Source organism: Streptomyces sp. NPDC042371, assembly GCF_056437465.1.
Genome location: NZ_JBWKAP010000004.1, coordinates 151,781 through 166,621 on the forward strand (window position 1 = coordinate 151,781; position 14,841 = coordinate 166,621).

Below are 14,841 nucleotides of genomic sequence, written 5' to 3' on the forward strand. Positions count from 1 at the left end.
TGCCGCCCGCCTCAGCCGAAGAAGGCCGGGGAGGTCCGCTTCATGGACTTGCTGCCGGGCGTCGCCCGGCACGTCACGTCCTTCGCGGGCAGCCTGCCGGTGACCAGGTACTCCGTGGCGGTGTCCTCGGCGCACCGGTTGGCCGGGCCCGCGGCCATGCCGTACACGACGCCGTGTCCCTCGCCCTCGTCGACGGTCAGCAGCCGGGACCCCTTCAGCGCGCGGTGCATGCCGCGCGCCGCCGACAGCGGGGTCTGCGAGTCCCACTCGTTCTGCACGATCAGCGTGTCCACGTCGTTGTCGACCTTGGTGAGGGGCTCCGCCGGCCGGTCCCAGAAGGCACACGGATTGATGTTGGAGGCGAAGTCCCCGAAGAGCGGGTAGCGGGCGGCGTCACGGACCGAGTCGCGTCGGTACGTCTCCGGATCGCGCGGCATGGGCGCGTCACCGCACACGACGGTCCAGAGCGCCGACACCAGGTTGTCCGTGCTCTCCGGCTCGGTCGGGAAGTCGGGGACCGGCTTGCCCGCGGCCGCGTCCTTCAGCATGCCGACGAGCTCGGCGGCGCTGCGGGCGGTGAAGAACTCGCGGCGCAGGAAGCCGCGGATGTCGGTGCCGGTGAGCTTGGCCGTGCCCACGTCGATCGGATCACGGTCGGCCCGCTTCACCAAGCCCCAGAAGGTCTCGGAGACTTCGGCCGGAGTCTTCCCCAGGTCGTACGTCGCCGAGTGCGCGGCCGTCCACCGCGTCCAGCGGGCGAACGCGGGCTCGACCTCCGGCGCCCACACCTGGAACATCTTCCGCCACATCATCTTCGGGTCGACGGCGCTGTCGAGGACGAACCGGTCGGCCCGCCGGGGGAACAGCTGTGTGTAGGTGGCCCCGAGCGCGGTTCCGTACGAGACGCCGTAGTACGAGATCTTCTTCTCGCCGAGGACGGCCCGCAGGACGTCCATGTCCCGCGCGGTGTTGCGCGTGGTCATCTGCGCGAGGGCCGGGCCCGTCTCCTTGCGGCACTTGTCCGCCACGGCTCTCGCCCAGGCGACGTTCTCGCCGAACGGCCGGTAGGAGCGCGGGAACCGCTTCTCTTCGTCGGTGAGCCCGCAGTTGACGGGCGTGCTCGCGCCGATGCCGCGGGGGTCGAACCCGATGAGGTCGTACCGGTCGGTCACGGACTTGGGCATGGTCTTGGTGAAGTAGAGCGGCAGGTCGAGCCCCGGTCCGCCGGGCCCGCCGGGGTTGGAGAGCAGGACGCCGCGGCGCTTGCTCGTGTCGCCCGCCCGGATCCGGGATATCGCGAGGTCGATGGCGGTGCCGCCGGGGTCGCGGTAGTCGAGCGGGACCTTGATGGTGGCGCACTGGTAGACGGCGGGGGTGTCGGCGCCGCACCGCTTCCAGTCCGGGGCCTGGTCGGTGAAGCGGGTCAGCGGGCGGCTTTCGGTGTCCTGCCGGGGCGCGGCCGATGCGGGCAGCGCGGCGAGGCCGGGGGCCAGCACGGCGGTGACACCGAGGGCGAGGAGCGGTAAGCGGCGGTGGCGTCTCGGTACGGAGTGGGGCACGTGGGCGGTCCTTCCCGTCGGAATTGCTCTGCCGACCGGGTTGACGCGGAAACAGCGCTCTCCGCCTCCCCAGGGGGCACCGCAGTTTCAGGACATTTCCGGGGCGGCTGTACGCGCCGGTTCGGCCGTGCGGTGCGCGCCCGGACCGTGCGCGGTGCATCCTGGGTAGTACGGGCCCAGCGGGTACCCGGGAAGCAGGGAGCGCCGCCACAGAGCGATCGGAGCGATCCATGAACGGAGTCGATCCGGGCAGGCTGGACGACCAGCAGCTCATCAAGGAGCTGGAGACCATCCACCGCACCCGCCACAGCACCCTGCTGCACGGCTCGAACGACGCCCTGCGGGCGCACAACGACCGCATGGCGCAACTCGAAGGCGAGTACCTGCGCCGCCACCCGCGCAGGTCGGTGGCCGGTGGGAGAACCCGCGCGGGCGCGCGGGAGAGGGGAACCACAGCCACATGACGGACCACTCGAACCTGCTGGAACTGCACGGCGAGGCGCTCGACCTCTTCACCGACCGCGTGCACGCCGTCCGCGCCGACCAGTGGGACGCGCCCACCCCCTGCACGGACTGGACCGTGCACGACCTGGTCAACCACCTCGCGTCCGAACAGCTGTGGGTGCCGCCGCTGCTCCGCGACGGTGCCACCACGGAGTCCGTCGGCGACGCCTTCGACGGCGACGTGCTCGGCCCCGACCCGGTCGCCTCCTGGGACACCGCGGCCGCCGCCTCCCGCGCCGCCTTCCGCGAGCCGGGCGCCCTGGACCGCACCGTCCACCTCTCCTTCGGTGAGACCGCCGCCCCCTTCTACTGCGGGCAGATGACCACCGACCTCGTGGTGCACGCCTGGGACCTGTCCCGCGCGATCGGCGCCGACGAGTCGCTGCCCGGGGAACTCGTGGACTTTGCGCTGCGCGAAGTGACGCCGTACGCGGACGAGTTGGCGAAGAGTGGTCTCTTCGCCCCGGCGGTGGAGCCGCCTGCTGGCGCGGACGAGCGGACGAGGCTGCTGAGCCTCCTCGGCCGCCGGGTATAGCGGACCGCACAGGACCCCACGAAACAGCACAGGACCCCACGAGTCAGCGCAAGACCCCACGAGTCGGCGCAAGTCGGCGTTGCCAATCTTTCGGCTCGCGAACAGAGGGAACCTGATGTTCATGAGAGTCGGAGTGGTGGACGTGGGATCGAACACGGTGCGGCTGGTCGTCGCGGATGCCGACGGACAGGTGCCGTTGCCGGTCCACACGGTGAAGAGACGTCTGCGGCTCGGCGAGCATCTGGACGAGGAGGGGCGCCTCGCCGAGGGGCCGGTCAAGGAGCTGGTCGCCGCGGTGCGCGACGTACAGGAAGAGGCGCAGCGGTGGGGGGTCGTCGAGCCGTTCGCCTTCGTCACCTCGATCGTGCGCGACGCCCCGAACCGGGCCGAGGTGCTGGAGGCGGTGGAGGCCGGGACCGGAATCCGGCTGCGCACGCTGTCGGGTGAGGCCGAGGCGGAGCTGACGTTCCTCGCCGCCCGCAGGTGGATGGGGTGGCGCGCGGGGCCGCTGGTGCTCTTCGACATCGGCGGCGGCTCCCTCGAAGTGGCCTTCGGCCGCAGCCGCCTGCCCGACTACGCGGCCTCGCTGCCGCTCGGCGCGAGACGGCTGACGCGGGACCTCTTCGACGGCCAGGACCCGCCGCGCGAGGAGGACCTCAAGGCGGTGCGCCGCCAGGTGCGCCACCAACTGCGGGACGTGGCCGCCCGGATCCGCTGGGAGATGCCGCACACGGCCGTCGCCACGTCGCGCACGTTCCAGCAGCTGGCCAGATTGTGCGGGGCCGCGCCCGGCCGCTACGGACCTTTCGTGGAGCGGCAGTTGGGGCGCGTCGCACTCGGCAAGGCGCTCAAGGAACTGGCCGGGATGCCCGCCGAACGACGCGCTCAGCTGCCGGGCATCTCGGCGGCGCGGGCGGTCCAGAGCGTGGCCGGTGCGGTGGTCGCCCACACGGCGATGAAGCTCACCGGCATCGAAGAGGTGACCGTCTGCCCCTGGGCCCTGCGCGAAGGCATCCTGCTCCGCTACATCGAGGACGGCGACGCGGACTGGTGGGCCAGGGAACATGTGCACATGGGCGACGCGAACCGCACGGGATCGATGCTGCTGACCGCCGGGACCTGCGCGACGTGAGCGAAGCGGCGCGCCAGGCCCGTGCCCGGCGCGCCGGGGGAGGGGTCAGCCGGACCGCGGCTTCGCTCCCTTGGCGAACTCCGCGAGGAACGCCTCGCGGAACGCCTTGAGGTCGTCGGGCTTGCGGCTCGTGATGAGTACGTTGGGGCCGCCTTCGCAGACCTTGACCTGCTCGTCGACCCAGGTGCCGCCCGCGTTGCGGATGTCGGTCCTGAGGCTCGGCCAGGAGGTCAGCGTCCGGCCGCGCAGCACGTCCGCCTCGATGAGCGTCCAGGGGGCGTGGCAGATGGCCGCCACCGGGAGGCCCTGGTCGAAGAACTGCTTCACGAACGCCACGGCCTTGTCGTCCGTCCGCAGGTAGTCCGGGTTGGCGACGCCGCCGGGCAGCACGAGTCCGTCGAACGCGTCGGCCCGGGCGTCGGCCACCACTTCCTGGACGGGGAAGGTGTCGGCCTTGTCGAGGTGGTCGAAGCCCTGCACCTCCCCGGGGTCCGTGGACACCAGGACGGCCTCACCGCCCGCGTCCCTGACGGCCTGCATGGGGTCCGTGAGTTCGATCTGCTCGACGCCCTCGGGGGCTACGAGGAACGCGATGCGCTGCGGCATGGCGGGTTCGTCCTTTCTCTTGCGTACAGAGTCTGATTGTCCGTATGTGTGTGAATTAAACCCCTTTACCCCCACCGGGGGTCGCGCGGCTGATGTCGGCGAGTGCCGACGTCGGATCCTCCGAAAGCGCCAGGTCGCCGAGGCTCACCATGCCCACCGGATGGCCGTCCTCGACGACGGGCAGCCGTCGCACCGCGTGGTCGCGCATCAGGCCGATGGCCTCCGAGACCGCGTCGTCGGGGGTCACCATCACGGGATCGGGCGTGCAGACGGCCTGTGCGCTGACCGTCAGCGGATCGGCGCCGTCGGCCACGGCACGCAAGGCGATGTCCCGGTCGGTGAGCACGCCGAGGACCCGGCCCTCCGACGCGACCAGGACGTTGCCGATGTCCTGGGCGCGCATCAACTGTGCCGCTTCGACGAGAGACGCGTCGGGGCGTACGGCCACGACGCCAGGCGTCATGACGTCCCTTACGTAATCAGCCATGGCTGGAGCCCTTTCCTGCATAAGTCCGTCATGCGTCCGGCGTGGTCACTCCGCCCGCAGTACCCCTGAGCCACAGAGCCATGCCTCGCCCGCAGGGAAGGTGACAAAACGGCGGCCCCGTCCGGGTGTTCGGCCGCCCCGGCGGGAAACCCGTGGGTGTTTGTCGCAGGGAGCGTGGGGCAGGCGGAAGGGCAGTGCTTCGGACCGGAGGCACGTCCGTGGGAGCGTCCGTGACGCTCGCCTCCCCGGGTGTGCCCGTGGCGGTCCGGCGTGCACGCACTCCCACGGTGACCGTCCATCCCAAGGCACCCATGAGGGAGTTGCGACGCACCATGCGATCCCACAGCACCGCTGCAGTGGCCACGAGGCCCAAACGTCATCCGCACGACGACGCCCCCGACACCGCGGAAGCCTTCGCCCGCCTGGTCGAACTGGCGCCGGGACCCGAGAGGGACGCCCTGCGCCAGGAGGTCGTCCAAGCCTGGCTGCCCATGGCGGAACGTCTCGCGGGGCGGTTCCGCAACCGCGGTGAGTCCCTCGACGACCTGCGGCAGGTCGCGGCCCTCGGCCTGGTGAAGGCCGTCGACCGCTACGACCCGCGGCGCGGCACCGCGTTCGAGAGCTACGCGGTCCCCACCGTCACCGGTGAGATCAAGCGGCACTTCCGCGACCACATGTGGACCCTGCACGTGCCGCGCCGCGTCCAGGACCTGCGCAACCGCGTGCGGTTCGCCCGCCAGGACCTCGCCCAGACGGTCTCCGGGCGCGCCCCCACCACCGCCGAGATCGCCACCCACGCGCAGATGAGCGAGGAGGACGCGAAGGCCGGTCTGGAGGCGCTCGACAGCTTCACCGCGCTCTCCCTGGACGCCGAACTGCCGGGCAGCGAGGACGGCTACTCGCTGAGCGACGCCCTGGGCGGCCCCGACCCGGCGCTCGACGTCGTCGTCGACCGCGAGGCCGTCAAGCCGCGCATCGCGCAGCTCCCCGAGCGCGAGCGGACCATCCTCTACATGCGGTTCTTCGGCGACATGACGCAGAGCAGCATCGCCGACGAGATGGGCATCTCGCAGATGCACGTCTCGCGGCTGATCAGCCGCTGCTGCGACCGGCTGCGCGACCAGGTCATGCGGGACGCGGCCTGACGCCTCCACGCCGCATGGCGAGCGCCATGTGCCGGGACATCACGTCGACCGCCCGCGCCTCGGCCATCGAGAAGGCGAGCCGCGCGCCGCTCCTGAAGAGCGTGAGGACACCCTCCACCGGACCGTGCGTGCGGGCGGTCAACGGCACACAGAGCAGGGACGTGACCTCGGCGCGGACGAGGACGTGCGCGCCGGTCGTGTCCCTGCCGAACGCGTCCGGGTCCTCCGGGCGCACCTGCAGAGAAGCCGCCCCGCCGCGTGCCGCCTCGACGACGAGGGGGCACGTGGCGGGGTCCTGCGTGAGGACGTCGGCGGCCGGGGCATCAGGCGGTCCCAGGACCGTCGTGCGCGTCAGCCGGGCGGCGCCCTCGTCGGCGATCACCCAGTCCGCGAACCGCCCGTGCAGGACCGCGGCCGCCGCCTTAAGGACCCCCGCCCGGTCACCGTCCTCCACGGTGAGCAGCGCCGACGTCATGGCGTCCATCAGGTCGAGCTGGGCCGCGTGCCGGGTCGCCTCGCCGAGATCGGGGACGGGCCCCTGGGCGCTCGGCCGGTGCGGCCCGCGGTCCTCCGTCGGCTGCAGCACGACGAGGACCGCCGTGCGGGGCTCGGCGCCGGGGCGCAGCGCCGTGAGGGTAGCGCGGACCGGGGCGCCGGGGTTCTGCTGAAGGTGGACGTTCAGGCTCCGGTCCCCCTCGCCGCGGGCGACCGCCGCGGTCTGCGAACGGAACGCGACCCGGTCCGCGTGCACCAGGAACCCGGTCAGCGGCCGCCCCGTCGCATATCCCGCGCGGACGCCGGTCAGGCCCGTCGCGGCGAAGTTCATCCGCCGGACGACGGTCTCCCTGTCGACGAGCGCGACCGGCAGCGGCATCCGCTGGAACAGGGACCGCAGCAGCCGCTGCTCGCCGCGGTCCGAAGCGGCCTCGTCCCACTGGCGGTTCACGGCCAGCCGCTCGTATGTGGGCCACAACTGGGCTGCCACATGGTCGAGTTCGAAGAGTGCGGCGTCGAGTACGGTGCCGAGGTCACCGGAAGGGACGGAGCGGGCCGCCTTCAACTCCGCTGTGCGGCGCACGAAATCCGCGAGCTCTTCACCGAACTCTTCCATTTGAGACATGCGACGAACCTAACCGCTGCGACCGTTTTCCGTAGGCCATGACGGGAAGCCGAGGGGGAGAGGAGGAACAGTCATGGCGCCCTTGCCCGACCCGGACCTGCTTCGACCTGAATCATCCCTGCCCGGCCGCAGGCTGTCCGAACTCGCCGAACAGGCCGTGCGCTGCACCCCCGCATGCTGCGGCGCGAGCACGACGGTGTCCGACGGCTGCGACGAGCACCCCATAGCCGTCACCCACCCCGACCTCGCCGGGCTCGTCTCGGTGCAGCTGCGCTCCGGCGACGGCCCCATCCCCGCCGCCGAGGAGCGGGGTGCGCCCGTCGACGCCGAGGACCTGCTGCGGGACGAACGGTGGCCCGCGTACCGCGCGATGGCCCTCGACGCGGGCGTACGCTCCTGCGTCACGCTGCCCTTCCAGCGCGGCGGGCTCACCGTCACCCTGAGCCTGTTCGGCTTCCGTCCCGGCGCGCTCGACGACCCCGGGCACGGGCCCGCCCAGGCGCTCGGGGACCTCGCCACGACGAGCTTCGTGCGCGACCGGCACTACCGCGCCGCGCTGACCGAGCTGGACCAGCTCTCCACGGCCCTGCGGACGCGGCCCGTCGTGGACCAGGCGTCCGGAATCGTCATGCACGTCCTGGGCTGCGACGCGGACACCGCCTTCGGAGTGCTGCGGCGAATCTCCCAGACCACCAACCGCAAGCTGGCGGACGTCGCGGCCGCGCTCGTCGAGACGCGGGGCCGCGGCCTGGAGAGCGAACTGGTCTCACTGGCCCGCTGAGGATTGCGGCAGGGGCCCGAACCGGTCGGCACCGACCGGTTCGGGCCCCTCGCGTCGCTCTTGCCCCGGGCCGCGCGGGCGGTACGGAACGCTCACCCGGGCGGGGGCCAGCGCGGGCGGGAGGGGCGACGCCGGGTTGTGATGGGCACGTACGGCAGGCGGCTACGGCAGGAACGTACGAGAGGCGCCTACGGAGATGTCCCGGAATGTCCTGGGTGCGCACCCGTGCGGCGGGGCATGACCAGGGCAGAGTCACGCGAGTGCACGGAGGTACGGATGAGGCGGACGGAGACGGAGGGCCGTGGACCCGTCCGGTACGGGCCGCCCCAGCCGGAGCCCGGCCTGCCGGTGCTGCCCGAGCTTGCGGCCGCCGCCGCGGCGGCCGCGGGCCGCTCCCCGGCCGAGCCCGCGGGTGGCGGCCCCGCGCTCCTCGACGCCGCCGGCGGGTACTGGGCCCGGCGCGGCCTGCCCGTGGAGCGCGGCCGGATCGTCGCCGCCCCCGGCGCCCCGCCCCTCCTGCTCGCCCTCACCGCGGCCCTCGGCGGCGACGTCCTGCTGCCCCGCCCCTGCCCCGCCTGGTGGGCGCCCCAGGCGCGGCTGCTCGGCCGCGGTGTCTACCACGTGCCGACACCCGCCGAGTGCGGCGGCGTCCCCGACCCGTACGCCCTCCTGGAGACCGCCCGGCGGGTCCGCGCCGAGGGCGGCAGGCCCAGGCTCCTCGTGCTCTCCGTCGCCGACGACCCGACCGCCACCGTGCCGCCGCCCGACGTGCTCCACGAGACGATGGAGGCCGCCGCGGACGAAGGCCTGCACATCGTCAGCGACGAGACCTGGCGCGACACCCTGCACCACCCCCGCGACACCGTCCTGATCGGACCCGCCGAGATGGACCACGAGCGGGTGACCGTCCTCTGCGACCTCGCCGGGCCCTTCCTGCCCCCGGCGCTGCCCGCCGCCGTCGCCCGCTTCCCCGCCACCACCGCGGGCGCCGCCCTGCGCGCCCGCACCCTCGACGTCCTCACCGCGCTGGGCGCGACCCTCGCGGCCCCCGCCGCCGCGGCGGCGTCGTACGCACTCGGCGAACCGGACCCGGTGATCGAGCGGCTCGCCGCCGCGGTCCGGCTGCACGCGCGCGTGGCCGGTGCCGCGCAGCGCGCCCTGGTCGCCGCGGGCGCCCTCGTCAGGCCTCCGCAGGCGGGCCGCCACCTCTACGCCGACCTGGGCCCCCTGCGCTCCGTGCTCGCCGCCAGGGGCGTCGGCGACGCGCAGGACCTGGAGGACTTCCTCGGTGAACGCCTCGGCATGCCCGCGCCGGGCGGGCACCGCTTCGGCGACGACATCGACGCCCTGCGCGTACGGCTGTCCACGGGACCGCTTCTCGGCTCGACCCCGGCGGAACGCCAGGCGGCGCTCACCGCCGCGGACCCCCTGGAATTGCCGCACGTGCAGCGGGCGTTGAGCATGTTCGGCACGGCCTTCGACGACCTCCGCGCAGCCGCGCAGCGAATGGAGCCGCCTCGATGACCCAGCAGGCGCAAGAACAGGCACAGGAGCAGACAGGGGAGCAGACCCGAGGGCGGGCGCGGGAGCGGGAGCAGGCGCCGCCCGACGCCCTCGCCCCGCCCCGGCCGCCCGGCGGCACCCGACTCTGGCCGAAATCGTTCGCCGACCGGTTGACCGCCCCGCTGCCCGGCCTGCGCGGCATCGCCAGGCTGGCCCGCGAGAGCGCGCTGCGGCCGCGCGCCGACGGGCTCGCCGACATCCAGCGGCTGCCCTTCGAACCCGGCCCCCTGCCGCGCGTCGACGACCGCACCCTCGCCGTCACCTGGGTGGGCCACGCCAGCTGGGTCGTCCGCATCGGCGGTCTCACCGTCCTCACCGACCCCGTCTGGTCCCGCAAGATCCTCGGCACCCCGGCCCGCGTCACCCCCGCCGGGGTCGCCTGGAGCGCGCTGCCGCGCGTCGACGCGGTCGTCATCAGCCACAACCACTACGACCATCTGGACGCGCCGACCCTCGCGCGACTTCCCAGGGACACCCCCGTCTTCGTGCCCGCGGGCCTGGGCCGCTGGTTCACCCGCCGACGCTTTTGCAACGTCACCGAACTCGACTGGTGGGAGGCGTCGGAGCTGGACGGGGTACGCCTCGACTTCGTACCGGCCCACCACTGGTCCAAACGGAGCCTCGTCGACACCTGCCGGACCCTGTGGGGCGGCTGGGTCCTCACCGACGCCCAGGGACAGCGCGTCTACTTCGCGGGCGACACCGGGTACGGCCACTGGTTCGAGCGGATCGGCGCCCGCTACCCCGGCATCGACCTCGCGCTCCTGCCGATCGGCGCCTACGAACCGCGGTGGTGGCTGAGCGACGTCCACTGCGACCCGGAGGAGGCGGTCCGCGCGGCGGCCGACCTGGGCGCGCGCCGCATGGCCCCCATGCACTGGGGCACGTTCCTGCTCTCCGCCGAGCCCGTCCTCGAACCGCTCACCCGGGTGCGTACGGCCTGGGAGCGGGCGGGGCTGGCGCGCGAGGACCTCTGGGACCTGCCGGTGGGCGGGTCGCGGGTGCTCGGGGGCGACAAGGGCATGACACAGGCTCTGAGGCCGGGGCAGGCAGCCGCTAGGCCAGGGCGTGCCTGACCTTGCGCCACACCGTCGGCGCCACACTGATCACCACCGTCAGCGCGACCGCCACCGCCACGCCCTCCCACGGCTCCTTGAAGAGCGACCCGCCGAGGATGCCGATGAGCTGGTACGTCACCGCCCACGCGAGGCACGCGGGCACGTCCCCGCGGGCGAACCGGCGCAGCGGCATCTTCGCCATCAGACACGCCAGCATCACCGGGATCCGGCCCGCGGGCACGAGCCGCGACAGCACGAGGACCAGCACGCCGTGGTCCGCCAGCTTGGCCTGCGCCTGCGCGAGCCGCTCCTCCGGCGCCCGGTCCCTGATCGCCTCCAGCCAGCGCGAGCCGTTCTTCGACTTCATGCCGCGCCGCCCCAGCCAGTACAGGGCGACGTCCCCGAGGAACGCGGCGAGCGCCGCGACACCGAAGACGATGAGCAGCGCGAAGGGCGCCGTCTGGTGGAAGGCGACCACCGCCGCCGAACTGACCAGCGCCCCCGTCGGCACCACAGGCACCAGCGCGCCGATCGCCACGAGCAGGAACAGCGACGGATAGCCGACGGCCTGCTGCGTGCTCTCCGGCGTCACCTGCGCCACCGAGGCAAGCATCACCTGGACACCTCCGGCAGCACGCTCTCCCCGTGGGCGAGCCGGTGTACCGACACCTCGGGGGCGAGCCGGGCCGCATGCCGGACGAACTCGTGGCCCGGCGCGTGGAACTCGTGCGGGCGCACGGCGTCCATGCCGATCGGCCAGTACGTTCCGTAGTGCACCGGGACCGCGCTGCGCGGCGTGATCCTGGCGAGTGCCTGCGCGGCCCGGCCCGCGTCCAGATGGCCGTGGCCCAGGTAAGGACCCCAGCCGCCGACCGGCAGCAGCGCCACGTCGACGTCTCCGACCTCGTCGGCCATCCCTTCGAACAGCCCGGTGTCCCCGGCGAAATACGTGCGCGCCTCGCCGTCCACGACATAGCCGAGCGCGGGCGAACGGTGCGGGCCGACGGGCAGCCGCCGCCCGTCGTGCAGCGCGGACACCACTCGTATGACGAGATCGCCGACCGGCACCTCGTCACCCGGCACGACCTCGGTGAACCGCAGGTGCCCAAGCCTGCGGGCCAGACCCGGCAGCGACCGCGCCGTGCCGCGCGGCACCAGGGCGCGGGTGCCCGGCGCGAGCCGGGCGAGCGAGGGCACGTGCAGATGGTCGGCGTGCAGATGGGAGAGGAGCACGACGTCGGCGACCGCCGCCCGCGGCGGCGGCAGGACGCCCCTGCGGCGCCGCAGATGCGCGAGGCGGCGGGCGAAGAGGGGGTCGGTCAGTACGCGGACGCCCGAGTCCTCGACCGTGCAAGTGGCGTGACCCCACCATGTGACCTCGACGGGCACCCGGTTCCTCCTTCGTGCGACTGTCTCCGAGCCTACGGCCAGGAGTAGGGTCAGCGGCTGAGACCGAAGGCCAAGGGGGACGCCGTGGGAGATGCCGTGGGCACCGCCGTCGTGCGCGTCGCGGCGATCGCCAGCCTGACGCCCCTGGAGGAGCTGGACGCCGACCCCTTCCTGGTGGACTCGCGCAGCCAGCACGCGATGTGCGCGCGCTGGGCGGCCGCGCGGGGGTACGTGATCACTCGCGAGTTCGTCGTACGAGGGTTGCGCGCCGACCACGTGATGCTGTGGGGCGACATCGACGCGGGCCTCGTGGACCTCTTCGTCGTGCCCAGCCGAAGGGTCCTGGAACGGGCGCTGCGGTCCGCGGACGAGTTCACCGCGGAGTGTGCGCGGCGGGGGGTGCGGGTCGAGACGGCGGGGCTCGCGGAGCCTGCGTACGACTCCCGGATGAAGGCGAGCGTGCATCGGCGGCTTTCCATGCCTACTGCGGGGTACGACGGCTGCTGAGGTTGCGGCTGCGCTTGGGCGGGGCTGTCCTCTCCGCCGCTCCGCGGCGTGGTTCTCCGGAGCTCCGCTCCGTGTCTCTCCGGCGCTCCGCGCCGTACCTCTTCGCCGCTCCGCGGCGGGCTTTCCCACCCGCCCGCCCGTACCCCGCACCTCAGCGCCCGGTAATGCTCCGGCGCTCCGCGCCGTACCCCGCGCCTCAGCGCCCGGTAACGCTTCGGCGCTCCGCGCCGGGGTTGTGACACGCTGGTGTCCAGTTCGGGGGGGTACGTGAAAGGGCAGGTCGTGGGGCGAGGGCGATGGCGGAGGGTTGGCAGCGCTCTGTGGCGTGTGGTCGCGGTGTGGGCCGTCAGCACGCTGACGATGCTCGTGCTCGCCGGGATCCTGCCTGACTTCAAGCTCCAGTCCGCGGATGGCGACAGCGCCACTCGCATCGCCGTCACCGCCGCCCTCGGCGCAGGCGCCTTCGGTCTGCTCTCGGCGCTCGTGTGGCCCCTGCTGGTGCGTGCCCTGCTGCTCGTGCCCGCGCTCGTGCTCGGGCTGCTCGCGTTCTTCCTCAACGGGTCGTTGCTGCTGCTCGCCCTGAGCCTCATTCCCGAGGGGCGCGGCGAGGCGGGTGCGGAGACCGCCGTCGTCGTGGCCGCGGTGATGTCCGCCGTCGCCTCGGCCACCGGCGGTGCGCTCGCCGTGCGGGACGACGACGCGTACCGCCGCAGGCTGTACCGGCTCGCCGACCGGCGAAGACGCCGTCGTCCCGACGGGACTCCCGGGCCCGCCGCCCCCGGCACCGTCTTCATCCAGCTCGACGGCGTCGGCCACGACGTGCTCACGGGCGCCGTCGGAGCGGGCCTCATGCCCACCCTCGGGCGCTGGCTCGGCGACGAGGGCGCCGCCACCCACCGGCTCACCCCCTGGCGCACCGACTGGTCCAGCCAGACAGGCGCCAGCCAGCTCGGCATCCTGCACGGCTCCAACCACGACGTGCCCGCGTTCCGGTGGTACGAGAAGGACACGGGCGAGGTCATGGTCAGCAACCGGCCCGCCTCCGCCGTGGAGCTGCAGCGGCGGGCCGTCGAGCGCACCGGCGACGGCGGACTCCTCACCGTCGACGGCGCCAGCCGCGGCAACCTCTTCAGCGGGGGCGCCGAGCAGCTCGCCCTCGTGCTCTCCGTGGCGGCGCGGCGCGGGAAGGGGAACCGGTCACGCGCCGGGTACTTCGCGTACTTCTCCGATCCCGCCAACGCCGTCCGTACCGCCCTCTCGTTCGTCGCCGAGGTCTTCCGCGAGATCGGCGAGTCCACCGCGGCCCGGTTCAAGCGGCGCCGCCCGCGGGTGGCCCGCGGCGGCCTCTACCCCTTCATCCGCGCCTTCGCGACCGTCGTCGAACGCGACGTCGTGGTCGCCGCCGTCATCGGGGACATGCTCGCCGGACGCAGCGCGGTCTACGCCGACCTCGTCGCGTACGACGAAGTGGCGCACCACTCGGGGCCGTCCGGCAAGGACGTCGAGAAGGTCCTGCGGCGCCTGGACCGGTCGCTCGCGCTGCTCGACCAGGTCGCCGAGCACGCGCCGCGCGCCTATCGGATCGTGGTGCTCTCCGACCACGGGCAGAGCCCCGGCGAGACGTTCCGCGCCCGCTACGGCCTGACTCTCGGCGATCTGGTCCGGGCCGGTTGCGGGCTGCCCGTGCCGCGCAAGGCGCAGCGCACCCACAGCGGCGCGGAGGCGCGGGCTGCCGTGCGGGCCGCGCTGCGCAGGCCCGTCGAGGAGGGCGCCGAGCAGCGCAGGCCGGTGCGCCGCGCCGAGCCGATCGTGCTGGCCTCGGGCAACCTCGGGCTCGTGTCGTTCCCCGACGTGCGGCACCGCATGACGCGCGAGGAGATCGACCACCGCCATCCGGCGCTGCTGCCCACGCTCGCCAACCATCCGGGCATCGGTTTCCTCCTCGTGCGCAGCGCGGAGCGGGGCCCTGTGGTGCTCGGGGCGCGCGGCGCCGAGGTGTACCTGGACGAGGAACCGGCCGACCTCGGGCCGCTCGCCGACTTCGGGCCCGGCGCCCTGGAGGCCGTCCGGCGCACCGACGGCTTCCCGCACACCGCGGACATCATGGTCAACTCCTGGTACGACCCGGCCGAGGGCGAGGTGCTCGCCTTCGAGGAGCAGATCGGCTCGCACGGCGGGCTCGGCGGGGCCCAGTCCCGGCCCTTCCTGCTGTCGCCGCTCGCGCTCTCCGACCCGGCGGCGGACGGCGGGGAGCTGGTCGGCGCCGAGCAGGTCCACCAGGTCCTGCGGGGCTGGTTGGGGGAGGACCTGGGGCCGGAGGTGCCGGTCCTGCCCGTCGCCCCCGACGTGCACGATTCGTCGTCCAGTGCCCCGGACAGCACAGCTTTTGCGGTTCCCGACCGCGCGGCACAGGACAAAACACACTGATTTGGAGCAGGCTCCGCCGTGTCCGACC

Annotated in this window: 15 protein-coding genes; 9 read left to right on the forward strand and 6 right to left on the reverse strand. The window is 73.4% G+C overall.

The features are described 5' to 3' along the window. Positions 1–11: 11 nt before the first annotated feature. Positions 12–1,559, reverse strand: a complete 1,548-nt coding sequence (locus AC068B_RS13810) for an alpha/beta hydrolase (protein ID WP_478671521.1) — start codon at positions 1,557–1,559, stop codon at positions 12–14. Positions 1,560–1,789: 230 nt separating this feature from the next. Between AC068B_RS13810 and AC068B_RS13815 the strand changes: the two genes are divergently transcribed. The 3 genes from AC068B_RS13815 to AC068B_RS13825 all read left to right on the forward strand — a co-directional run bounded on the left by AC068B_RS13815 (position 1,790) and on the right by AC068B_RS13825 (position 3,730). Continuing rightward, positions 1,790–2,023: a DUF6158 family protein gene (locus AC068B_RS13815; protein ID WP_356266945.1), complete on the forward strand. Its 234-nt coding sequence runs from the start codon at positions 1,790–1,792 to the stop codon at positions 2,021–2,023. Continuing rightward, positions 2,020–2,598, forward strand: a complete 579-nt coding sequence (locus AC068B_RS13820; protein ID WP_478671522.1) for a TIGR03086 family metal-binding protein — start codon at positions 2,020–2,022, stop codon at positions 2,596–2,598. Before AC068B_RS13815 ends, AC068B_RS13820 begins: the two co-directional genes overlap by 4 nt. A gap of 121 nt (positions 2,599–2,719) precedes the next feature. Then, a complete protein-coding gene (locus tag AC068B_RS13825; RefSeq protein ID WP_478671525.1) occupies positions 2,720–3,730 on the forward strand; it encodes a Ppx/GppA family phosphatase in 1,011 nt (336 codons plus the stop codon). 45 nt (positions 3,731–3,775) lie between these two features. Here AC068B_RS13825 and AC068B_RS13830 read toward each other — a convergent pair whose 3' ends face one another. Both AC068B_RS13830 and AC068B_RS13835 read right to left on the reverse strand, forming a co-directional pair. Further along, on the reverse strand, positions 3,776–4,336 hold the full coding sequence (locus AC068B_RS13830; protein WP_478671526.1) for a type 1 glutamine amidotransferase domain-containing protein: 561 nt from the start codon (positions 4,334–4,336) through the stop codon (positions 3,776–3,778). A 55-nt stretch (positions 4,337–4,391) separates the two neighbouring features. After that, on the reverse strand, positions 4,392–4,823 hold the full coding sequence (locus tag AC068B_RS13835; RefSeq protein ID WP_478671528.1) for a CBS domain-containing protein: 432 nt from the start codon (positions 4,821–4,823) through the stop codon (positions 4,392–4,394). A gap of 332 nt (positions 4,824–5,155) precedes the next feature. Here AC068B_RS13835 and AC068B_RS13840 point away from each other — a divergent pair, with 332 nt between their 5' ends. Next, positions 5,156–5,968, forward strand: coding sequence for an RNA polymerase sigma factor SigF (locus AC068B_RS13840; RefSeq protein WP_478671530.1), 813 nt, complete (start codon positions 5,156–5,158; stop codon positions 5,966–5,968). Here AC068B_RS13840 and AC068B_RS13845 read toward each other — a convergent pair. Beyond that, positions 5,949–7,088 carry a PAS domain-containing protein gene (locus tag AC068B_RS13845; protein WP_478671531.1) on the reverse strand — a complete coding sequence of 380 codons (1,140 nt, stop codon included), beginning with the start codon at positions 7,086–7,088 and terminating at the stop codon, positions 5,949–5,951. The two genes, AC068B_RS13840 and AC068B_RS13845, sit on opposite strands and share 20 nt — an antisense overlap. A gap of 73 nt (positions 7,089–7,161) precedes the next feature. Between AC068B_RS13845 and AC068B_RS13850 the strand changes: the two genes are divergently transcribed. From AC068B_RS13850 to AC068B_RS13860, 3 genes are all read left to right on the forward strand, one after another. Continuing rightward, positions 7,162–7,869 carry an ANTAR domain-containing response regulator gene (locus AC068B_RS13850; RefSeq protein ID WP_478671533.1) on the forward strand — a complete coding sequence of 236 codons (708 nt, stop codon included), beginning with the start codon at positions 7,162–7,164 and terminating at the stop codon, positions 7,867–7,869. Positions 7,870–8,145: 276 nt separating this feature from the next. Continuing rightward, on the forward strand, positions 8,146–9,393 hold the full coding sequence (locus AC068B_RS13855; RefSeq protein WP_478671535.1) for an aminotransferase class I/II-fold pyridoxal phosphate-dependent enzyme: 1,248 nt from the start codon (positions 8,146–8,148) through the stop codon (positions 9,391–9,393). Beyond that, positions 9,390–10,508 carry an MBL fold metallo-hydrolase gene (locus AC068B_RS13860; RefSeq protein ID WP_478671536.1) on the forward strand — a complete coding sequence of 373 codons (1,119 nt, stop codon included), beginning with the start codon at positions 9,390–9,392 and terminating at the stop codon, positions 10,506–10,508. The genes AC068B_RS13855 and AC068B_RS13860 overlap by 4 nt, the downstream gene beginning before the upstream one ends. On the opposite strand, the gene AC068B_RS13865 is transcribed toward AC068B_RS13860, so the two are convergent. After that, positions 10,489–11,103 (reverse strand): DedA family protein, encoded by a 615-nt coding sequence (locus tag AC068B_RS13865; protein WP_478671538.1) that lies wholly within the window; start codon positions 11,101–11,103, stop codon positions 10,489–10,491. The genes AC068B_RS13860 and AC068B_RS13865 overlap by 20 nt on opposite strands. Then, positions 11,103–11,879, reverse strand: coding sequence for an MBL fold metallo-hydrolase (locus AC068B_RS13870; RefSeq protein WP_478671540.1), 777 nt, complete (start codon positions 11,877–11,879; stop codon positions 11,103–11,105). Before AC068B_RS13870 ends, AC068B_RS13865 begins: the two co-directional genes overlap by 1 nt. 84 nt (positions 11,880–11,963) lie before the next feature. On the opposite strand from AC068B_RS13870, the gene AC068B_RS13875 reads away from it, so the two are divergent. Together AC068B_RS13875 and AC068B_RS13880 are read left to right on the forward strand one after the other, a co-directional pair. Continuing rightward, complete coding sequence (locus AC068B_RS13875) at positions 11,964–12,386, forward strand: hypothetical protein (protein WP_478671541.1); 423 nt, start codon at positions 11,964–11,966, stop codon at positions 12,384–12,386. A gap of 336 nt (positions 12,387–12,722) precedes the next feature. Further along, on the forward strand, positions 12,723–14,813 hold the full coding sequence (locus AC068B_RS13880; RefSeq protein ID WP_478672065.1) for a phage holin family protein: 2,091 nt from the start codon (positions 12,723–12,725) through the stop codon (positions 14,811–14,813). The last annotated feature ends 28 nt before the right edge of the window (positions 14,814–14,841 follow it).

Coding starts and splice junctions, on each gene's coding strand:
- AC068B_RS13815 (WP_356266945.1), top strand. CDS start 1,790: ATGAACGGAGTCGATCCGGGCAGGCTGGACGACCAGCAGCTCATCAAG.
- AC068B_RS13820 (WP_478671522.1), top strand. CDS start 2,020: ATGACGGACCACTCGAACCTGCTGGAACTGCACGGCGAGGCGCTCGAC.
- AC068B_RS13825 (WP_478671525.1), top strand. CDS start 2,720: ATGAGAGTCGGAGTGGTGGACGTGGGATCGAACACGGTGCGGCTGGTC.
- AC068B_RS13830 (WP_478671526.1), bottom strand. CDS start 4,336: ATGCCGCAGCGCATCGCGTTCCTCGTAGCCCCCGAGGGCGTCGAGCAG.
- AC068B_RS13835 (WP_478671528.1), bottom strand. CDS start 4,823: ATGGCTGATTACGTAAGGGACGTCATGACGCCTGGCGTCGTGGCCGTA.
- AC068B_RS13840 (WP_478671530.1), top strand. CDS start 5,156: ATGCGATCCCACAGCACCGCTGCAGTGGCCACGAGGCCCAAACGTCAT.
- AC068B_RS13845 (WP_478671531.1), bottom strand. CDS start 7,088: ATGTCTCAAATGGAAGAGTTCGGTGAAGAGCTCGCGGATTTCGTGCGC.
- AC068B_RS13850 (WP_478671533.1), top strand. CDS start 7,162: ATGGCGCCCTTGCCCGACCCGGACCTGCTTCGACCTGAATCATCCCTG.
- AC068B_RS13855 (WP_478671535.1), top strand. CDS start 8,146: ATGAGGCGGACGGAGACGGAGGGCCGTGGACCCGTCCGGTACGGGCCG.
- AC068B_RS13860 (WP_478671536.1), top strand. CDS start 9,390: ATGACCCAGCAGGCGCAAGAACAGGCACAGGAGCAGACAGGGGAGCAG.
- AC068B_RS13865 (WP_478671538.1), bottom strand. CDS start 11,103: ATGCTTGCCTCGGTGGCGCAGGTGACGCCGGAGAGCACGCAGCAGGCC.